This is a genomic window from Agrobacterium larrymoorei, from assembly GCF_013322225.1.
Classification (GTDB): Bacteria; Pseudomonadota; Alphaproteobacteria; order Rhizobiales; family Rhizobiaceae; genus Agrobacterium; species Agrobacterium larrymoorei_A.
This window is the reverse complement of sequence record NZ_JAAMFB010000022.1, coordinates 168,543-188,117: the sequence shown is the minus strand read 5'-3', so window position 1 is coordinate 188,117 and position 19,575 is coordinate 168,543. Positions and strand designations below refer to the sequence as shown.

Genomic DNA, 19,575 nt, shown 5'->3' with positions numbered 1-19,575 from the left:
CTATCTGTCGAGCTTGAACAGTGAAGCAGCGTTGGTGCGGCCGATCTTCAAACGGTCGGCCTCAGAGATGGTGGCATTATCAAACCAGTCTGCCGCGTGATCGATATTCTCGAACGGCCAGTCGGCGGAAAACAGAATACGGTCCGCCCCGATTTCCAGCATCGCATCGATCAGCGATTGCGTACGGAAGTTCCCGGATGTGGTGATGTAGAAATTCTCATTGAAATAATCGGCTATCGGACGCTTGGCCGGGTAGCTTTTCTCGACCTTGACCCACGCATTACGATTGTCGATGCGCCACATCATGTAGGGAAGCCCCTCCCCCATGTGACCGACGATTATCCGCAGTCCCGGATGTTCGTCGAACAGGCCCGATCCCATCAGGCGAAGTGCATGGACGGCGGTCTCCTGTGCAAACGCCCAGGTAGGCCCCATCAGCCAGGAATGACCGGCATAGATTCGGCCGTCCTGCGGCAGGGGATTGCGCGGATGCAGATAAAAGGGAACATTGAGCTTCTCGACCTCGGCCCAGAAGGGCCGATACTGCGGGAGATCGTAATAGAGCGGTGTTGCGCCATCTCCTTCCTGAGAAAAGCCATTAACCAACGCGCCAACGAAGCCGAGCGTGGTGACACAACGCTGCAGCTCCTGCGCAGCCGCATCCGGATCTTGTAGAGGCAGAGCTGCAAATCCCAGAAAACGGTTCGGGTTCTTGACGCACTGCTCAGCCAGAAAATCGTTCGCACGCTGCGAAATTTCCAGCGCCTTCGCTTTATCCGGTATCGCCTGGACGGCTGGCGCGTTGAGTGAAAGAATCATTTTTTCAATGCCATAGGCATCCATCAAACGCAGGCGCTTGTCCTGAATATCCAGCAGCCGAGCGGACAGTTCAGTCCAGTAGTCGCCCGGCACGAAGCCTGCGGAGTCCTGAAGCGTGTCTGGGATAGCGAAGTGTTCTTCGAGCGCGATCTTGCCTTGCACGATACTCTCTCTTTCTTGTCTTCAATCGAAAATGAAAGGATGCCGGATCAGTATTGACCCTTGGGTGGAAGTCCGAGCAGTTGCTGTCCGGCCATGGTGCCTACGGCATCCCAGTTCATGGAAATATGTCGTCCGACCGCATTGGCATCGCGCCACGCACGCTGTACGGGGTTGGACATCTGTAGACCTAGCCCACCCGTCGATGCGTTGAGCGCTTCCACGGCCCGAAGCGCGAGACTGACCGAGAATGACTGGCTGCGACGGGCGAGAATCCGGTCTTCCTCGGTGATTTCTACCAAACCATCTTCCCGTGCCTGTGCGAGTTCCTGTGCCTTGGTGATGTCGCGCAGCATGATCTCCCGGGCTGCATCCACGGACGCGGCCGCTTCGGCGACGCGAAGCTGGATCGTCGGAAACTCGGCGATCTTGTTGTTGCCACCGGCAACCGCGCCGCGCGTGACGCGGTTGCTCATAAGATCAATATAGCTCTCCAATGCGCCCTTCGCCGCACCGACCGCAGCGCTTCCCAGACAGAACGGTACACCCATCAGAAGCGGTATATTGTAGAGACCGACGCCGCTATATCCACGTCCACCCGGTGTTCGACCGGCAGTCGCATCCGGGAAAGTCAGTATCCGGTATTCCGGAACGAACACGTCTTGCAGGACGAGGCTTTTCGATCCCGTGCCCGCGAGACCAACCACGTCCCAGGTCTCAGAAATGCTGTAGTCGCTCGCGGGAACCAGCAAGAACGCTGGCACAGCTCGGTCGCCCTCGGTGTCTGGAGGAATGATCGCCGCACAAAGTGCCCATTGAGCATTTTCGCATCCGCTTGCGAAAGCCCAGTCTCCGGAAAGCTTGAAACCACCCGGGACACGTTCGGCCATACGAACAGGCGCATAGGAACCGCAAAGCAGTGCATCGGGATTGCTGCCCCAGACCTCCTTTTGCACCCGCTCATCGAACATGGCTAGAAGCCACTGGTGCGCAGACAGGAGCCCGGCGACCCAACCGGTGGAAGCGCAGGCTGCCGAAATTTCGATGTTGGCCTCTACAAGATCCGCAAACGCACCTTGCTCGCCGCCGAAACGCGCGGGTTTCACGATATCGAAGTAGCCGACAGAACGAAGGAGATCGATGTGAGCGCTGGGAACGCGTCCTGATTTCTCGGTGTCGCGGGCGCTTTGCCTGATCTTTTCGAGAACAGGAACGATGCGCTCCGCAAGACGAGCAGTTCCTGACCGCGGTAAAGAAGCGATCTTGGTTGCCGTGTTTAACATGGGCCTACCCTTTTTAGTTTCGGGAGAAAGATTGCGCCTGCTGAGGCGCGCAATAGCTGGCATTCTCGTACATCAAAGGAACGGTCGCTTCGGACAGGCGGCTATCAACGACCTGGCCGATGAATATTGTGTGCGTTCCATAAGGGACTGCTCCCATGCGTCGACAAACGACGGAGGCGTGGGCGGTATCTAGTACCAGCATGCCGCTTGGATGGCGGGTCCAACGTTCGGAATCGAAGCGTTTTTCCGGGGCGACTTTCCCGCTGAAACCTTCGGAGATCGCGATCTGGCGATCGGTCAGAACGTTGACCGCGAATTCCGGTACTTCCAGAAGCATGTCGTGAAGAAACGTTCGATTGTTCAGGCAGATCACGAGAGACGGCGGGTCCATCGACAATGATGTGACAGCAGTCGCCGTCATCCCGTGGTCAGTTCCGTGACGACAGGCCGAGATAACCGTGACGGTTGCTGGAAAGCGTCGCATCGTGGCACGAAAGGCTTCGCCTATTGCCATAGGTTCGATGGGTTGCGCGCCGATCGACGTATTGTTGGTCGAAATGAGTGCCGGAGATTCTCCGACGGCAGCATTGGCAGACATAGTTTCCTCCCGTGTCTCCTTGCAATCAAGACTATTGCGTTTGCAAATATTGTCAATGCAATTTTTAGCGCGGGATGTGACGAAGCGAAAAATGGCCGGAAAGAAAGGCTTTTACATTGTCATTCCAGCTCGATACGTGCATGGCTGTACACCATATCATCTTGTTCGAGGCGGCCCCGGCCACACCCTAAAAAGACGAAGAGCATGTACAAACTGACCGATTCCGTTCCCTATCTTCTCAATCGCTCCGGCGTCGGTATTGCGGAAGTGTTTTCTCAGAAAATAGCAGAAGACGGTCTCACCGTTCCCATGTACCGCGTCCTGGCAATGCTGAAAGAGCGCGGCGAAAGTACGCTGGGTGAATTGGCTGATGTCGTTTCGGTAGAAGTATCCACGCTGTCGAGGCTGATCGGGACTCTTTCCAAACGCAAGCTCGTCAGTCGAACCAGACCCGAGGACAATGGCCGGATTGTCATCGTCAGGCTCACGCAACAAGGCGAAGCTTTGACCGAGCGGCTTATGCCGATTGCCGTAGAGGTCGAAAATATCGCTATCGCGGGCATGACAGATAGTGAAGTGGATGCATTCAAGAATGCACTTCGCCAAATGCGCGCCAACCTGCTCTCGGCAGGCGGCAAAGGAAAAATCGGCAATCGATAAGTTTGCAGTTGCAAATATTTTGGATGCAATTATCTATTAGCAACGTTGTTGTCATAATGCGTTTATATTTGGCGCAGTTCGGTTTTGGAGGAAACTTGACGACAGCGATTCTGGAGGACTTGCACAAAAGGCTATTCTGACCCGACTCATTCGGGATCGGCTCGCTGTGCGCAATGTATGGGGAGGCAACATGGCCATACAAAATATCGCTATCACCAAAGAGCGGGTCAGAAGCCCGAATATCATCATCGCACTATGCGGCCTGCTCATTCTGTTCGACGGCTACGATCTGATCGTCTATGGCGCCGTCGTCCCTGCCCTGCTTGCCGAACAAAGCTGGGGCCTGACACCCGGCATGGCTGGGCGGGCCGCTTCGCTGACCCTTTTCGGCATGCTGCTGGGCGCTTTGATCGCCGGCACACTCGCAGACCGGGTCGGTCGGCGCAAAGTCATCATTGGCAGCTTACTCAGCTTTTCCCTCATGATGATTGGCAGCAGCCTCGCCCCGAACTTTTTGATTTTCGAAGGCACACGCTTTCTGGCAGGTCTTGGCCTCGGGGCGCTGTTTCCAACCGTGACCGCGCTCATCATCGAATTCTCACCACCGAAACGTAAAGCGATGGCCTATTCGCTGGCACTTCTCGGTTATCTTTTTGGGGGCATCATTTCCGGTCTTCTCGGTCTGCTGCTGGTGCGGGAATATGGCTGGCGGCCTCTGATGATGATCGGAGGACTGCCGATCCTGCTACTGCCTTTCATTATGAAGCTGATCCCGGAATCTCCTGAATGGCTCGCGACCAAAAACAGACAGGCGGAGGCCAATCTGATTGCAAGCGAGTTTGGCCTTCCTAACCCCATTCCGAGACCTGCCGTGGATCGTCAAAACGGCGTTCGATCGCTGTTTTCGCAAGGCCGCCTCCTGCCGACATTAAACGCTTGGGGCATCCACTTCTGTTCGCTGTTATTGACGTTCGGCATGGTCAATTGGCTGCCGACGATCATGAACAAAATGGGCTACGATATAGGCTCCGCCCTGATGTTTTCGGTAACACTCAACGCAGGCGCGGCGATCGGCCTTTTAATCGGAGCGAAGATTGCCGATCGCGGGAATGTCAAAGTCGTGGTATCGGCCATGTTCCTGATCGGCGCCATGTCTATCTGGCTACTGACCCAGGTCGATCAGGGGCTGCTCGTCTACGGCCTGGTCGGATTGGCTGGCACCGGCACAATCGGTACTCAAATCCTGGCGAATGTTCTTGTGGGTAATCTCTACCCGGTAGAAATTCGTGGAACCGGCCTCGGCTTCTCGCTCGGGATAGGCCGTATTGGCGGCATGATCGGGCCGGCAATCGGCGGCGCGGTACTCGGTGCGGGTCTGGCGCCGCAATGGAATTTCTACATATTTGCCGTGGTTGGCGCTGTCGGTTGCGCTCTTGCACTGACAACGCTTCTCTACCGCAATAAGGCCCATTGACCTGTCGGATGTGTTGGTAGGCCAACTGCCTACCAACATCTTCGAGACCGTATTTGATGCTACTGCGCATCTGGCGATTAAATTAGCTGATATACGCCGGTTCAATTCATCAAGCGTCGGACCAAAAACCTGGCTTGTGGTCTTCAATTACCAGCAGCAGAAACCACCATCGACCAAGAGATCAACGCCGGTCACGAAGCTTGCGGCATCCGACAGCAGGAAGATCGCGGGGCCGACCATTTCGTCGACATTGGCCATACGCTGCATCGGCGTCTGTTCTTCGAACAACTTGGTCTGGTGCACCATTTCCGGGCGAGTATTCATGGGTGTTGCGGTATAGCCGGGAGAGATGGTGTTGACGCGCAGGCCCTTGCCGACCCATTCCATCGCCATGGATTTCGACATGTGAATGACGCCAGCCTTTGACGCATTATAGTGGCACTGCATCAGCCCGCGATTGACGATGACGCCGGACATGGAGGCAATGTTGACGATGGAGCCGCGACCATGCTTCAGCATGGCCTGCGCTTCCGCCTGGCAGGACAGAAACACGCCCTTCAGGTTGATGTCCATCATCGTCTGGAACTGGCTTTCCTCCATTTCCTCCGCCGGATTGGCATTGGCGATACCGGCAGCATTCACCGCGAGCGACAGCGCGCCGAGATCCGCTTCGGTCTTCGCTACGGCATCGGCAAGCGCCTGCTTGCTCGTCACATCGGCTGCGATCTGCACGGACTTGCGGCCAGCCTTTGCGATGAAATCCGCCGTCTGGGCCAGACCGTCATCGGTGCGGCGGTCGAGCAGCGCGACATCGGCACCGGCCTGCGCCAAGCCCATGGCGATGCGCTGGCCAATGCCGGAACCGGCACCCGTAACGAGTGCTACCTGGCCGGAAAGATCGAAAAGCTTCGGCGCGTTGAGCGTGATGGTGGACATGAAAATTTCCTTCTTCAGATTGTCGCCAGTTCCATGACGGAAACATCATTTGCCTCGTCACGGTTGAGAATACCGGCCTGATTTCCCTGGGCGAGAACGAGGATGCGGCTGGAAACGCCCAGCACCTCTTCTAGATCGGAACTGACGACGATGACCGCCACGCCCTGTTTCGCCAGATCGACGATGATGTCGTAAATGCCCGCGCGCGCGCCGACATCGATGCCGCGCGTCGGCTCGTCCAGCACGACGACGCGCGGGTTGCGCGCAAGCCATTTGGCGATGACCACTTTCTGCTGGTTACCGCCGGAAAGATCGGATGCGGATTGTTCGCCCCTGCCCTTCACTCCGAATTTCGAAATGGCAGCATTGGCGAAACGGCGCTTGACGCCAGACGTGACCCAGCCCGTGCCGAGTAGGTCGAGATTGGCGTAGATGATGTTCTCGCCAATTTCATGCTCCACCACAAGGCCCTGAAGCTTGCGGTCCTCCGGCACCATGACGATGCCTCTATCGATGGCGTCCGATGGTGCCTTCAGGTTAAGCGGCTTGCCGTCGAGCAGAATTTCTCCTTCGGAGATCGCATCGGCACCGGCAATTGCGCGCACCAGTTCGGTTCGGCCTGCGCCAATCAAGCCGGCAATACCGAGGATTTCGCCTGCACGAACGTCGAAGCTGACATTGCGGAATGCGTTGTTCGCTCCTGTCAGCCCCTTGACCTCGAGTACGACCTTGTCCTGCGCTTCCGGCAAGGTGGGGAACATGCGCTCAAGCGAACGCCCTACCATGCTTTCGACGACGGTTCGGACGGGCGTTGCGCTATCGGCAAACTCGTTGACGCGCACGCCATCACGCAGGACCACGATGCGATCCGTAATCTGTCGGATTTCTTCCATGCGGTGAGAAATGTAGATGATGCCGACGCCCTCGGCGCGCAGCTTGCGTACCTGTTCGAACAATGCCTGCGTTTCCGCGCCGCCCAGTGCTGCTGTTGGCTCGTCCAGAATAAGCAGCTTGGCATTCAGCGTCAGTGCCTTGGCAATCTCGATAAGCTGCTGGTTGGCCGTAGACAGCCCAGCCACTTTGCGGCTCGCGGGAATATGAAGGTTGAGCCGCGACAATTGCTCTTGCGCACGCCGCACCATCTCAGTGCGGTCGATCTTGCCGTTTTTCATCAACCAGCGACCGATGAAGACGTTTTCGGCAATCGACAATTCCGGCAGAAGCTTCAGTTCCTGATGGATCAGCACCACGCCTTTGTCGATGGCTTCGCGCGGAGATGCAGGGGCATAGGGTTGGCCAAGCCACGTCATCGTTCCCTGCGAGGGCTCGCGCGATCCGGCAATGATGCCGGACAGGGTGGATTTGCCAGCGCCATTCTCACCCAGTAGCGCCACGACCTCGCCCGCATAGACGTCGAGATCGACATTCTTCAAGACCTCGAGTGGACCATAACGTTTGCTGATGCCACGGAGCGAAAGAACCGGCTCACGCATGTCGGGGAACCTCCCAATATTTCATGTAAGAGAACCGGATCGTCTCTGCGGGAGAGCGTCGGTTCGAAAATAACGGGTGCCGCCACGAAGACGGCACCCGGATAGTCATCAAGGATGGTTGGAGATGAAGCCAGCCACGTTTTCTTTCGTCGTCAGCGTTGCATCAAGCAGCTGAACTGGCTCAACCTTTTCACCTCCGACGATCTTGACGGCCATTTCGACGGCCGTGCGGCCCATCTTCTGGGTCTGCTGGGTTGCGGTCACGTCGAATACGCCGTTTTTCAGCGCTTCGAGTGCAGCCGTATCGCCATCGAAACCGCCGACAACAATCTTCTGCGACGGATTTGCAACCTTGATGGCCTGTGCCGCACCGAGTGCGAGACCGTCAGCCTGCGCAAACACGATGGAAACGTCAGGGTTTGCCTGCAGCATGTTCTGCATGATCTGGAAACCTTCGTCCTGGCTCCACATGTTCGACCATTGCTCGGCAACAATCTTCACGTCAGGATTGGCCTTTACGGATTCCATGCAGCCCTTTGTGCGGTCCACTTCCGGCGTCGTACCCTTCTGGCCATGGATCATGACCATTTTGCCCTTACCGCCAGCTTCCTTGATGATGTAATCGCAAACGGACTTGGCAGAAGCAACGGAATCCGTCGCAAGGAACGTATCGCCAGGTGCGCCATCGGCGTTACGGTCGATGTTGATGACGGGAACGCCAGCTGCTTTGGCAAGCTTCACCGGAACGGTCGCGGCAGCCGCACCTGCGGGAATGTAGATTAGCGCGTCGATGTTCTGGGTCAGAAGATCCTGGATCTGGTTGACCTGCGTCGGGCCATCACCCTTGGCATCGACGGTGACGACCGTGATCCCGCGCGTCTTGGCTTCGGCTTCGACGGACTGCTTGATCTGATTGAAGAAGTTTGCCTGAAGGTTGGCGACGGCAAGACCGATCTTCTTGACTTCGGCGGCATTGGCCGAGCCGAGGGAGAGAGCGAGTGCTGCGGATGCGAGCAGAATGCGAGACAATTTCATTTCTTTTCCTCCGGTTTTGGTTATGGCCTTCGGGAGACAGAGCCTCCTCCCCTCGGGCCGTTTATCCCATCCCTCGTTGGAGGGAGATGGTCTGTTTGAGGCGGAACTCCCCGCCTGAAAGCGAAACTTAGCCTTTCCTGCGGCGCAGGGTCTCCGCACCGACGGCCAGCACGATGACGACGCCGATGATGACCTGCTGAAGGAACGGTGAAACATTGAGAAGATTGAGGCCGTTGCGAAGCACGCCGATGATGAGCACGCCGATCAGCGTGCCGCCGATGCCGCCAGCGCCACCGGAAAGGGATGTGCCGCCGATGACGACCGCTGCAATGGTATCGAGCTCATAACCGAAGCCGCTGGATGGCTGAACAGAGTCGAGACGAGCGGCGAGCACGATACCAGCAAGACCGGCCAGAACCGCGCAGATCACATAAACGCCGATCGTGACAAGCGGAACATTGATGCCTGCGAGGCGCGCCACTTCCGCGTTTCCACCCACTGCATAGACGGTACGTCCTTCGGACCTGTAACGCAGAAATGCCCAGGATACAGCGACGACGACCAGCATCAGAAGAACGGTTGCCGTCATCACGCCAAAATGACGGTCAATCGCCAGCATCATGAACCAGTCCGGAAAACCGACGATCTGCTGGCCATCCGTGATCATGTTGGCAAGACCGCGCGCGACCGACATCATCGCAAGCGTGGCGATAAAGGCAGGGACGCGGAACGCGGTGACGAGGATGCCGACGACGAGACCACAGACACCGGACGCCAAAAGCGCAAGAACGATCGCAGCACCCATCGGCATCCCGGCGACATTCGCCGTCCAGCCCATGATCATCATGGATAGCGCCAGCACGGACCCAACCGAAAGATCGATACCGCCAAGCAGAATGACGAATGTCATGCCCACGGCCATGATGCCCAAAACGGTGATCTGGTCGAGAATATTAAGGCCGTTGCGAAGCGAAAGGAAATTTTCACTGGCGAAAGAAAGAAACACACACAGCAGCAACAGACCCACGAGAGGCCCGGTTGCGCCGCTCAGCCAGGCGAGCGGACTTCTGTTTTGGACGATCGCGTCCTTGCGCTCCAACACAGTCATGGCTCCTCCCTATTCATCTAAACATCAGAACTTTTAAACCGATTAGAATAAATATTCATACTCGGTGTAAAATTCATAAGTCAGATTTGCGATGCTTGTCAATAGCGTCACCAATGGCGGTTGATGTCGTCCAAAAATATGGCGAATATCGGTTTGCGACTTGACAGGATGGCGATATCTGCAATTATATAGCTATCTGTATAAATATTCACACTTGCATCTTGATGAGGATTTCATGGAGCCGAAAGAACTAGAGCGCGTTGCGCGCCAGATCCGCCTGCGCGACGTGCAAGCCGTTTTCGAAGCCGGAGCCGGTCATGTCGGCGGAGAAATGTCTGCTATCGACGTGATGACAGCACTGTATTTCCGCGTCTTGCGCATCTGGCCGGACGATCCGAAAAACCCTGCTCGTGACCGCTTCGTTCTTTCCAAGGGGCACACCGCCTGCGCGCTTTATGTGACGCTCGCCAAGCGCGGTTTCATTCCGGAAGAAGAAATTTCTACCTTCCTGCAGCCCAACTCCCGCCTCAATGGCCACCCGAACTGCAACAAGGTTCCCGGCGTCGAGACCAATACCGGCCCTCTCGGCCATGGCCTCCCGGTAGCCGTTGGAATGGCGAAAGCCGCAAAGCTTTCGGGCGCAGATTACCATACCTATGTCATGACCGGCGACGGTGAGATGCAGGAAGGTTCCAACTGGGAAGCCATCATGGCGGCTGCGCAGTTCGGCCTCGATAATCTGACGCTCATCATCGACCACAATCGCTTTCAGCAGGGTGCGGCCCTGTCCGACACGAACGACATCGCACCGCTTCGCCCGAAACTGGAGGCTTTCGGCTGGGAGGTCACCGAGATCAACGGCAATGAGATGTCCGAGGTGGTCCCTGCGCTGGAACATCGCGCCAGTGGCCGTCCGCACTGCATCGTGGCGCATACCAACAAGGGCCACGGAATTTCCTTCATGCAGGACAAGGTGGATTGGCACCACAAGGTTCCGAGCAAGGAACAATACGACATCGCAGTCAAAGAACTTTCGGAGGCATTGTAATGAACGCGCCCGTATCCGCTCCTAAACTCTATGACTGCCGTGATGCCTTCGCGGAAACCATCGAGGCACTGGCCGCAAACGACCAGCGCGTCGTCGCCGTCTGTAACGACTCGGTCGGCTCCTCCAAACTCGGTGGTTTCAAGTCGAAATTCCCGGAACGCCTCGTCAATGTCGGCATCGCCGAACAGAACATGGTGGGCGTTGGCGCCGGTCTTGCCAATGGCGGGCAACTGCCCTTCGTCTGTGGCGCCTCATGCTTTTTAACGGGTCGTGCGCTGGAGCAGATCAAGGCCGATCTCGCTTATTCTAACGCAAATGTGAAACTCGTCGGCATTTCGTCCGGCATGGCTTACGGCGAACTCGGCCCAACACACCATTCCATCGAGGATTTTGCCTGGACGCGCGTTCTGCCCAACCTTCCAGTCATCGCCCCTTGCGACCGCATCGAAACAGCGGCTGCGGTAAAATGGGCGGCGGAATATGCCGGTCCCTGCTTCCTGCGCCTCTCGCGCGTCGGCGTACCGGATCTTCTGCCGGAAGGTCACGTCTTCGAAGTCGGCAAGGCTAACCTGCTGCGTGAAGGCTCCGACCTGACGCTGATCGCCAACGGTACGTTGACCCACCGCATGGTCAAGGCCGCCGATATTCTGGCAACGCGCGGCATCAAGGCCCGCGTCCTGAACATGGCAACCGTTCGCCCCATAGATGAAGCCGCCATCGTTGCTGCCGCCACTGAAACCGGTGCGATCCTGACGGCGGAAGAGCATTCGATCTATGGCGGCCTCGGTTCCGCCATTGCCGAAGTGGTTGTCGAGCAGGCACCGGTTCCGATGAAACGCCTCGGCGTTCCCGGCGTCTTTGCCCATACCGGCTCTGCCGAGTGGCTGCTGGATGAATTCGGCATGGCACCCAACGCCATCGCCGATGCTGCGCAGGCGCTGATTAAGAGAAAATAAGTCTCCTCCCTAGCCGTCCATGTTTCCCCTGGGAGATTTGGGCGGCACCCTCTTCATTATATTATGCGTGGCACTTCGATTTGCCTGAAAATCCCGGCTAGGATCGCGCATCATCAATGTCTGCCGGGAAGAGAGCATAGCGATGCGCGCCATTCTGTCCGTCGATCAGGGTACGACAAATTCGAAGGCCATTCTGGTTTCGGAAGCGGGTGCAATCCTCGCCAGAGGCTCTTCGCCGGTCGGAATTACCTACCCTCAATCTGGCTGGGTAGAACAGGAACCGACGCGCATATGGGCGTCTGTCTGCGAAGCCATCGACGCTTGCCTGAAGGCAGCGCCCGGCGACGTGTCTGTGGAAGCCATAGCCATATCCAACCAGCGCGAATCCGTGACAATCTGGGATGCGCAGACCGGCGAGCCGCTTGGCCCAGTCTTGAGCTGGCAGTGCCGTCGTACCGCGAGCGAATGCGCCGATCTCATCGAAAAGGGCCATTCCGAACGCGTCATGGCGCTGACGGGCCTGCCCATCGATCCCATGTTCCCCGGTGCCAAAATGCGCTGGCTGCTGGACCGGGCTCCGGAAGGCCGCAAGGTCAGGCTCGGCACCATCGATAGCTGGTTGATCCACTGCTTCACCGGCGGTCAGGTCCACGCCTGCGATGCATCCAATGCAGCACGCAGCCAGGCGCTCGATCTCAATCGACAGGTCTGGAGCGAAGAGCTTTGCGCACTTTTCGGGATCGACATCAATGCCCTGCCGCAGGTTCGCGACAGCAGCGGCGATTTCGGCGTCACGAAAAATGTTCCCGGCATCAAGGACGGCACGCCAATCCTTGCAGCCATCGGCGATAGCCACGCGGCACTCTTTGGTCACGGAGCGTTCAACCCCGGCGATGGCAAGGTAACCTTCGGCACCGGCTCATCGGTCATGACCACGCTGCCCCACTTCATCGCCCCTCAACAGGGCATCACCACCACGGTCGCTTGGCGGCTTGGCGGCAAGCCGACCTTCGCCTTTGAAGGCAATATTCTGGTTTCTGCCTCTTCGCTACCGTGGATGGTCGAGATTTTGGGATTGCCTGATGTCGCAGCGCTGGTGGAGCTCGCGTCAACTGCCGCCCCAGGAGCGCCTGGCTTTGTGCCTGCCTTCGTTGGCCTCGGTGCGCCATACTGGGATTCAGACAGCCGCGCGCTGTTCTCCCAGATCAATTTCTCGACCACCCGCGCCCAAATGGCCCGTGCGGTAACCGATTCCATTGCGTTTCAAGTGCATGACGTCTTTGCCGCCATGGGAACTCAATCACCGACAGGCTTTGGACGTCTCTTCGTGGACGGCGGCCCGAGCCAGAGCCGGTTCCTGATGCAATGCGTAGCGGACATGCTGGATCATCCCATCATTCAGCGAGACGCGCCTGAAGCTTCTGCTCTCGGTGCTGCCTACCTTGCCGGGCTTGCGCTCGGCATGTGGCCGGATATCCAGACCGTCGCCAGCCTCAACGCAAGCGGAACCGAAATCGCTTCCGTCACCTCAGCAAGGAACGAGAAGCTCGCGACATGGAAGGATGCAATTGCACGCTCGACCTTGAGAATTGCGTCCGCTAATAGTGAATAAAAATTCACTGGAGGGCTTATGGGTAGGATCAACGAACTTCGTCTTATATCGCGTGTTGCGCAGATGTACTACAGCGAGCACAAGCGGCAGGCCGAAATTGCCGAACACCTGCATCTGTCGCAGGCAACCGTGTCGCGCATGTTGAAGCGTGCGGAAGCGGAAGGCATCGTTCGAACCAGCATCATTCCTCCCGTCGGGACCTTCAACGATCTGGAAACCCAGCTACGAGAGCGCTTCGATCTTCCCGAAGCCATCGTGGTAGATTGCAGCGAGGATCGCGATGGCGCGATCATGGCCCGCATTGGCGAGGCTGCGGCCCATTTTCTCGAAGTCACGCTGTCGCAGAACGAAATCATCGGCGTATCCAGCTGGAGCCAGACCATCTTCAAGATGGTTGAAAACATCCATCCGCTAAAAGGCGCGAAAGCGAAATACATCGTTCAAACGCTTGGCGGCATGGGCGATCCTTCAGTACAAACTCATGCCACACAGATCACAACGCGTTTGGCGCGCCTTACGGAAGCAGACCCCAAGTTGCTCCCCGTTCCCGGCGTCTCCACCTCGCGCGAGGCCAAACTGCTGATGCTGGCCGACCCCTACATCCGCGAAACCATCGATCTCTTCGGGTCCATCACACTGGCAATCGTCGGCATCGGCGCTGTCGAGCCGTCTGAACTTCTCGCACGATCCGGCAACATCTTTTCCGCCAAGGAGCTCACCGATCTTGCGCATGCAGGCGCGGTTGGAGACATTTCGCTGCGCTTCTTCGACAAGGAAGGGCGACCAGTCAAAACCCCGCTTGATGACCGGGTCATCGGCCTGCCGCTTGAAAACCTCTCCAATGTTGACCGCGTGATCGCGTTGGCGGGTGGGGCGAAAAAGACGGAGGCAATCGCGGGGGCTCTGAGAACCGGAGTGATCGACGTTCTCGTCACCGATAAATTCACCGCCGAACGTCTGGTCGGCTCATAGAAGATTCCAGAATTCCCCGAGGAGGAGACATGAAACGTTTCGAAGGTCAGTCCGTATTCGTCAGCGGCGGCAATAAGGGCATCGGTTACGGCATTGCCCGCCGCTTTGCCGAAGAAGGTGCAAGTGTCGCAATCGCGGCCGTCGAGAAGGACACAGCGGATATCGCGGCCAAGCTTGCCGAGGAAACCGGCGCTCAAACTTTCGGCGTAAAGCTTGATGTGCGTGATGCAGCAGCGGTGCGGGAGGCTTATGACGCCACGGAAGCTGCAATCGGAGCGCTCTCCATCTCCGTCCAGAATGCAGGCGTTATCACCATCTCCAAGGTCGAGGAGTTGAGCGAAGACCAGTGGGACCTCAACATGGAGGTCAACACCAAGGGCGCTTTCCTTTGCTGCCAAGAGGCCATTCGCCGTTTCCGCCAGAGCGGAACTAAGGGCCGTCTCATCAACACCGCTTCCGGCCAGGCACGTCAGGGCTTCGTCTACACGCCACACTATGCCGCCTCGAAATTCGGCGTCATCGGCCTGACCCAGAGCCTTGCCAAGGAACTCGCACCGGAAGGCATCACCGTTAACGCCATCTGCCCCGGCATCATCCATACAGAAATGTGGGATTACAACGACCGCGTCTGGGGAAAGATGCTGGGTGATTATAAACCCGGCGAACTGATGGCCGAGTGGGTGCGCAACATTCCCATGCGCCGCGCGGGCACCCCTGCGGAAGTCGCCGCCCTCGTCGCCTTCCTCGCGTCTGAAGACGCAGCATACATCACCGGCCAGACCATCAACGTCGATGGCGGCCTGATCATGTCATGACGGATGTAAATTTGGTCATGCAGCGCAGATCGCACGGATACGTGCGATCTGCCGATACCATGGCTGACGTGGCTAAAACGCTGCCGCCGGGATCCAGCTCGCCGTCGCAACCCCGCTTGTAGAGAAAGCGGGGACCTTCTTGGCCAAATCCTCAATCGTATTGACTTCGGCATCGCGCAATTGTTTTTGCGTCACGAGAACCGGGTCCACAACTACCTTGGCTGGCACTTGCTGCCCCGCGATCTGAAGAGCCACAGCGCGAACCGAGACCGCTCCCACGACGGCTGGATTGGTCGCGGCTGTCGCGACCCATGGACTGCCAGGCTCTACGATTTCTTGAATGTCGGCTGTGGAAATATCCGCCGAATAAATCTTGACCTTGTCGGATATGCCAAGGTCCGCTGCTGCGAGTTTCACGCCACGCGCAAATTCATCATAGGGGGCAAACACCACCGAGATATCCGGATTGGCTCGGAAGATCGCCTTCGCCTGATCGGCGGTTGCCGTCGCAGTTGTGTCGCTGACGGTTCCGAAGCGAGCCTTCTCGACAATGCCTTTGTTCTCTCCCTTGACCTTCTCCCAGATTTCGTTGCGGCGATCGAGCGGCGCAAAGCCGGCGACATAGGCATAACCGGCATTAAAGCTTGGGCCATTGTCCTTCAAGGCTTGCTCAAGCGCCAGTTCCGCCAGCCGATGGTCGGACTGCTCGATCTGCGGGATTTTCGGATTGTTCAGGTTAACATCGAAGGCCACGACCTTGATACCCTTGTCCAGCGCCTGCTGCACCACATCGTTCAGTGATTCCGGCTGCCCGTGATCAACGATAATGGCATGAACGCCGAGATTGATGGCCTGCAGGATTTGCTCACGCTGCTGTGCGGCATCCTGTCGCCCCTGAAAGACCCGCAGATCGATGCCTAGAGCTTTTGCCTGTGCAACTGCACCTGCCTGATAGGCCTGAAAGAAATCCCCGGCTGAAATATAGCCCACCAAAGCGATTTTCACATCGCCCTTATCGAAAGGTGCAGGCGCACCGGACAACCCTTGTGCCTGAACAGCTGCAAGCGGTGAAAGCAGAGACAACAATGCAGAGGCAAAGACAACCCGGCTGACAGACATGGCATTTCCTATCGGTTCATACAGTAAAATTTCCTGAGCAAATCAAAACATAAAATGGGGCCATCTGGCCCGGACAACCGGGGCGATGCGTCAGGCGCGCGCAACGTGGCGCCTGGATCGGTGCATTCGAACGTCCGCCCGCCAAGGCAGGCGACGCACCGGCCGCGGAACTGGATCAGGCAGGCCACGACATGGTCGCCAACGGCGATATCCGTCACCTGGGAGCCGACCTGAAGGACGACACCCGCCACTTCGTGACCAAGGATTGCCGGGAAAGGCAATCCAAAATCCGCCTCCGACACGGTGAGGTCCGTATGGCAAAGCCCCGACGCCTTGACCTCAACCAGAACCTCGCGAGCTTGTGGCTGATCTATCTCGATGTCCATGACGGTGAAGCCGAGGCCCGGCCCCTTGCAGATTGATGCTTTCACGACGTTTCCTCCCGATAAGGGTTAATGACGTTGGGTTCCGCCGAACGGACGTGCCAGCAATTTGGCCGCGCCCTGCAACAGGTTGTCGGGAGTCATTTGGAAAGCGCTAAAAGTCTATTTTAGCCCGTTTTTGTCGAATTCTTGCCAGATCCTGTCGCAGCTGGCCTGATGCGTCGCTTCCGAACCGGCCCAAAACTTCGAAGCGCGGCTGAGGCACCAACTGACGAGGATCAGTTCCCAGATGACCACGGCGGCCGTTACGGCGATCATGTCGGTAGTGCTGTCGATATGCTGGTCCTCGAAGAAGGAGGGAACCGTCGGTCTCGCGGCGGACGTGTACAGATGAGCGAAATGAAAGCGTCGTGGAAGCCGATTGACCATGGCCAGCAGGTCGCTGTCCGGGTGGGCGCGAAGAGGACCAGGCTCAGGCCTTGGCCGTTACGATGTGCGACTGGCCATCTGCGACAAACGCCGCCACGGCGCGAAGGGGAGAGCCTGATCCGCCAGCAATCGGCAGCGGCAAGGTGATCAGAAACGAAAACGCCGGTACATCGCCGAGATTGGCGAAGTTTTCGCCGATCAGGACGTTCGCGTCGAGCAAAAGGTTATGGGCCGGAAAATTTGTGCTGCCGAAGCAGTCGAGGGACAGGCAATCCGAACCGGCGATGCGGATGCCGCGGTTCAGCAAGTATTCAGTGGCCTCGACTGACAGGCCAGGCCAGTCGCTGAGGAAATGCTGATGGTCTGCTGGGTCATGCCAGAAGCGATCCCAGCCGAAATGGAAGAAGACGGCGTCTCCGGCGCGGATTTCGCCATGTTCCGCTTCAAAGCGCTTGATCCTGTTGACATTGACCGCTTCGCGCGGAGCGCAATCGCGGGCGTCGATCTTGGCCATTCGGCCGAAGAAGGTCTGCAGGCGAATGGCATCGATCCCTGCGGCACCCTTGATAAAATGAAGCGGCGCATCAAAATGCGTTCCTGTATGTTCGCTCATGCTGAGCGAGTGATTGCAGGCAAAATCTCCGCGATCATAACTTTCGATCACTTCCTTACAGAAGAACGGATGCGTCGGCCATACTGGCACCTGCGGCGTCAGCGCGTGGGTGAGGTCCACAAGAGTCATGTCGTTGCTGAAGGTTTTCGTTAGAGAGGCGATATCCATCTCAGGCTGCCTTCGGTTTCGGCACCAGCGCGACGATCAGGACGATCAGCGCGCCGGTCAGCACGAAGCGCACGCCGGCCTGCATCTGGAATGTGTTCAGCATGGTCGCCATGAGATTGAAGAACAGTGCCGCGCCCCAGATGCCAATCGCATTGGCCTGCCCGCCGGCAACACTGGTACCGCCAAGAACCACGACCGCGATGGCCTCCAGCAAGTAGTTGTCGCCCATGTTGAGCGCCGCACCACCTGAGAATCCGGCAAGCAGAAAGCCGGTCAGTGCTGCCGCGACGCCGCAGAAGACATAGGCGATCAGCCGGACCCGCATGACCGGGACACCGGCAAGGCGTGCGGCCCGCTCGCTCTGGCCGACCGCGAGCAACTGGCGGCCCCAGACGCTGCGGGCAAGAACGATCGCGGCGACAACCGTCAAGAGGATGACTGCGACAGGCATGACCCTGAAACCGCCGACCGACCAAAGTGTGAAGCCCGAAAGCGCTGCCGGCGGCTTCACGGTTGCCTCGCCGCCAAGATTGAAAGCCAGAGACTGGAAAACGAAGCTCCAGGCTAACGTCGCGATGATCGGCGGCAGACGCAGCAAGGTGATCGCCAGAAAGTTTGCCGCACCGGCCAGAGCACCGACCAGAAGCGCAACGATGAAGCCCGGCAGGACCATGTCATTACTGCCGCTCATGACCGACATGGACAGGTAGGCAGCAAGGGTCAGCACGGACGGCATGGACAGGTCTATATTACCGGGGCCGGACGCGATCACCATCATCTGACCCGTCCCCACCACAACGCTGAAGGCGGCGAAAGCAATGGCTGAGGAGAGGGTCGGTACTGCGCTTGCAAAGCCGGAATAGGCGATTGTCGCGATCCACATGGCAAGCGCGACGATGAAACCGTATGTCCATGGCTTGGGAGAAAGACCAATCATGACTTTTGCTCCGAAAGCAGGATGCGTCCGGCGAGCACGAGGAAAAGAATGCCCCCCTGCGCGCCGATTTGCCAGGTTGGTGGGACCTGCAGGAAACTCAGCAGCGAGCCTGCAAGCGCAAGCGTCAGCGCGCCGATCACCGTTCCGACTGGAGAGACGATACCGCCAATGAAGGAACCACCGCCGAGAATAACCGCGCCGACACCGAGAAGTGTGTAAGCCGGTGCGACATTCGGATCGCCCGATGTCGTCAGGCCAGTCAGGGTGATGCCAGCAATGATGCCGAGTAGTCCGACGGCCGCGTACACCGCAGCGCGGATGCCGGTGATCGACCAGCCGGCGCGCTGGATAGAACGCGGATTGCCGCCTGCGCCTCGCAATATCACGCCGTAGGAAGATCGGCTGACAACCAGGTGGCCTATCAGCGCCGCAAGGATGGCAAGCAGCACCGGCAGCGGTACGAACGGCGGACGCCAGCTCATGAAACCCGAAAGCCAGGCCGGGGCCGCGCCGCCCGGCGCCGGGAGGATGATGATCGCCACGCCGAGCCAGATGAAGGACATGCCGAGCGTCACGATGATCGACGGCAGCTGGCGGATGTGGATGATGAGACCGACGCCGGCATAAACGACGATGCTTCCGATATAGATGGCGATTGCGACAGCCGGCGCACTATCGAGATAAAGCGCCGTGACGCAGGTGACGAAACCGACGAAGGAACCAATCGACAGATCTATGTCACCGAGCATGATGACGAGCATCTGTGCCATCGATGCGAACATCAGTGGCACGGCGAGCTTGAACAGCAACGTAAAGCCGAAATAGCTCATCGCTGCGGGGCGGATCCAGAAGATCAACGCAAGCATGACGACAAGCGCGATGGCCGGTAGCCCAACCTCAAGGGCAGGCGCGAGACGATTGCCGAGTTCACGCTTCTTATGCGGGTCGCTCTTCTGCC

The 19,575-nt window shown here is 57.9% G+C and carries 20 protein-coding genes; 7 read left to right on the top strand and 13 right to left on the bottom strand.

From position 1 onward, the window contains the following. From tsdA to G6L28_RS14215, 3 genes are read right to left on the bottom strand one after another with little or no spacing between them, the layout of a single operon-like run. A complete protein-coding gene (gene tsdA / locus G6L28_RS14225; RefSeq protein ID WP_174064483.1) occupies nucleotides 1–981 on the bottom strand; it encodes a gamma-resorcylate decarboxylase in 981 nt (326 codons plus the stop codon). A 47-nt stretch (nucleotides 982–1,028) separates the two neighbouring features. After that, nucleotides 1,029–2,261: an acyl-CoA dehydrogenase family protein gene (locus G6L28_RS14220; protein ID WP_174064482.1), complete on the bottom strand. Its 1,233-nt coding sequence runs from the start codon at nucleotides 2,259–2,261 to the stop codon at nucleotides 1,029–1,031. Nucleotides 2,262–2,274: 13 nt separating this feature from the next. Beyond that, complete coding sequence (locus G6L28_RS14215; RefSeq protein WP_174064481.1) at nucleotides 2,275–2,859, bottom strand: flavin reductase family protein; 585 nt, start codon at nucleotides 2,857–2,859, stop codon at nucleotides 2,275–2,277. 204 nt (nucleotides 2,860–3,063) lie between these two features. Between G6L28_RS14215 and G6L28_RS14210 the strand changes: the two genes are divergently transcribed. Together G6L28_RS14210 and G6L28_RS14205 are read left to right on the top strand one after the other, a co-directional pair. Beyond that, entirely contained in the window at nucleotides 3,064–3,519 is a 456-nt protein-coding gene (locus G6L28_RS14210; protein WP_174064480.1) for a MarR family winged helix-turn-helix transcriptional regulator, read from the top strand. A gap of 190 nt (nucleotides 3,520–3,709) precedes the next feature. Continuing rightward, entirely contained in the window at nucleotides 3,710–4,993 is a 1,284-nt protein-coding gene (locus G6L28_RS14205; RefSeq protein ID WP_174064479.1) for an MFS transporter, read from the top strand. Nucleotides 4,994–5,140: 147 nt separating this feature from the next. Here G6L28_RS14205 and G6L28_RS14200 read toward each other — a convergent pair whose 3' ends face one another. The 4 genes from G6L28_RS14200 to G6L28_RS14185 form a co-directional block, all read right to left on the bottom strand. Further along, on the bottom strand, nucleotides 5,141–5,929 hold the full coding sequence (locus G6L28_RS14200; RefSeq protein ID WP_174064478.1) for an SDR family oxidoreductase: 789 nt from the start codon (nucleotides 5,927–5,929) through the stop codon (nucleotides 5,141–5,143). Between the two features lie 14 nt (nucleotides 5,930–5,943). Next, nucleotides 5,944–7,422, bottom strand: coding sequence for a sugar ABC transporter ATP-binding protein (locus tag G6L28_RS14195; RefSeq protein ID WP_174064477.1), 1,479 nt, complete (start codon nucleotides 7,420–7,422; stop codon nucleotides 5,944–5,946). A 108-nt stretch (nucleotides 7,423–7,530) separates the two neighbouring features. Beyond that, nucleotides 7,531–8,457: a sugar ABC transporter substrate-binding protein gene (locus G6L28_RS14190; protein ID WP_174064476.1), complete on the bottom strand. Its 927-nt coding sequence runs from the start codon at nucleotides 8,455–8,457 to the stop codon at nucleotides 7,531–7,533. A 127-nt stretch (nucleotides 8,458–8,584) separates the two neighbouring features. Next, the gene (locus G6L28_RS14185) at nucleotides 8,585–9,565 is read right to left on the bottom strand and encodes an ABC transporter permease (RefSeq protein WP_174064475.1); all 981 of its coding nucleotides are present in this window, start codon (nucleotides 9,563–9,565) and stop codon (nucleotides 8,585–8,587) included. Between the two features lie 235 nt (nucleotides 9,566–9,800). Here G6L28_RS14185 and G6L28_RS14180 point away from each other — a divergent pair, with 235 nt between their 5' ends. From G6L28_RS14180 to G6L28_RS14160, 5 genes are all read left to right on the top strand, one after another. Next, nucleotides 9,801–10,613 (top strand): transketolase, encoded by an 813-nt coding sequence (locus G6L28_RS14180; protein ID WP_174064474.1) that lies wholly within the window; start codon nucleotides 9,801–9,803, stop codon nucleotides 10,611–10,613. Then, nucleotides 10,613–11,569, top strand: a complete 957-nt coding sequence (locus tag G6L28_RS14175) for a transketolase family protein (protein WP_174064473.1) — start codon at nucleotides 10,613–10,615, stop codon at nucleotides 11,567–11,569. The genes G6L28_RS14180 and G6L28_RS14175 overlap by 1 nt, the downstream gene beginning before the upstream one ends. Before the next feature lie 142 nt (nucleotides 11,570–11,711). Then, nucleotides 11,712–13,181 (top strand): FGGY family carbohydrate kinase, encoded by a 1,470-nt coding sequence (locus G6L28_RS14170; protein WP_174064472.1) that lies wholly within the window; start codon nucleotides 11,712–11,714, stop codon nucleotides 13,179–13,181. Between the two features lie 18 nt (nucleotides 13,182–13,199). Further along, nucleotides 13,200–14,153 carry a sugar-binding transcriptional regulator gene (locus tag G6L28_RS14165; protein WP_174064471.1) on the top strand — a complete coding sequence of 318 codons (954 nt, stop codon included), beginning with the start codon at nucleotides 13,200–13,202 and terminating at the stop codon, nucleotides 14,151–14,153. A gap of 29 nt (nucleotides 14,154–14,182) precedes the next feature. Next, nucleotides 14,183–14,968 (top strand): SDR family oxidoreductase, encoded by a 786-nt coding sequence (locus tag G6L28_RS14160; RefSeq protein WP_174064470.1) that lies wholly within the window; start codon nucleotides 14,183–14,185, stop codon nucleotides 14,966–14,968. Nucleotides 14,969–15,040: 72 nt separating this feature from the next. On the opposite strand, the gene G6L28_RS14155 is transcribed toward G6L28_RS14160, so the two are convergent. The 6 genes from G6L28_RS14155 to G6L28_RS14130 all read right to left on the bottom strand — a co-directional run bounded on the left by G6L28_RS14155 (nucleotide 15,041) and on the right by G6L28_RS14130 (nucleotide 19,483). Continuing rightward, nucleotides 15,041–16,087: a substrate-binding domain-containing protein gene (locus G6L28_RS14155; protein ID WP_174064469.1), complete on the bottom strand. Its 1,047-nt coding sequence runs from the start codon at nucleotides 16,085–16,087 to the stop codon at nucleotides 15,041–15,043. 8 nt (nucleotides 16,088–16,095) lie between these two features. Next, on the bottom strand, nucleotides 16,096–16,518 hold the full coding sequence (locus G6L28_RS23065; RefSeq protein WP_337795766.1) for an alcohol dehydrogenase catalytic domain-containing protein: 423 nt from the start codon (nucleotides 16,516–16,518) through the stop codon (nucleotides 16,096–16,098). A gap of 114 nt (nucleotides 16,519–16,632) precedes the next feature. After that, nucleotides 16,633–16,899, bottom strand: coding sequence for a hypothetical protein (locus G6L28_RS14145; protein ID WP_174064468.1), 267 nt, complete (start codon nucleotides 16,897–16,899; stop codon nucleotides 16,633–16,635). A gap of 43 nt (nucleotides 16,900–16,942) precedes the next feature. Beyond that, entirely contained in the window at nucleotides 16,943–17,680 is a 738-nt protein-coding gene (locus tag G6L28_RS14140) for a cyclase family protein (RefSeq protein ID WP_174064467.1), read from the bottom strand. Nucleotide 17,681: 1 nt separating this feature from the next. Next, nucleotides 17,682–18,617: an ABC transporter permease gene (locus G6L28_RS14135; protein ID WP_174064466.1), complete on the bottom strand. Its 936-nt coding sequence runs from the start codon at nucleotides 18,615–18,617 to the stop codon at nucleotides 17,682–17,684. Next, nucleotides 18,614–19,483, bottom strand: coding sequence for an ABC transporter permease (locus tag G6L28_RS14130; RefSeq protein ID WP_234902581.1), 870 nt, complete (start codon nucleotides 19,481–19,483; stop codon nucleotides 18,614–18,616). The genes G6L28_RS14135 and G6L28_RS14130 overlap by 4 nt, the downstream gene beginning before the upstream one ends. Nucleotides 19,484–19,575: the final 92 nt, after the last annotated feature.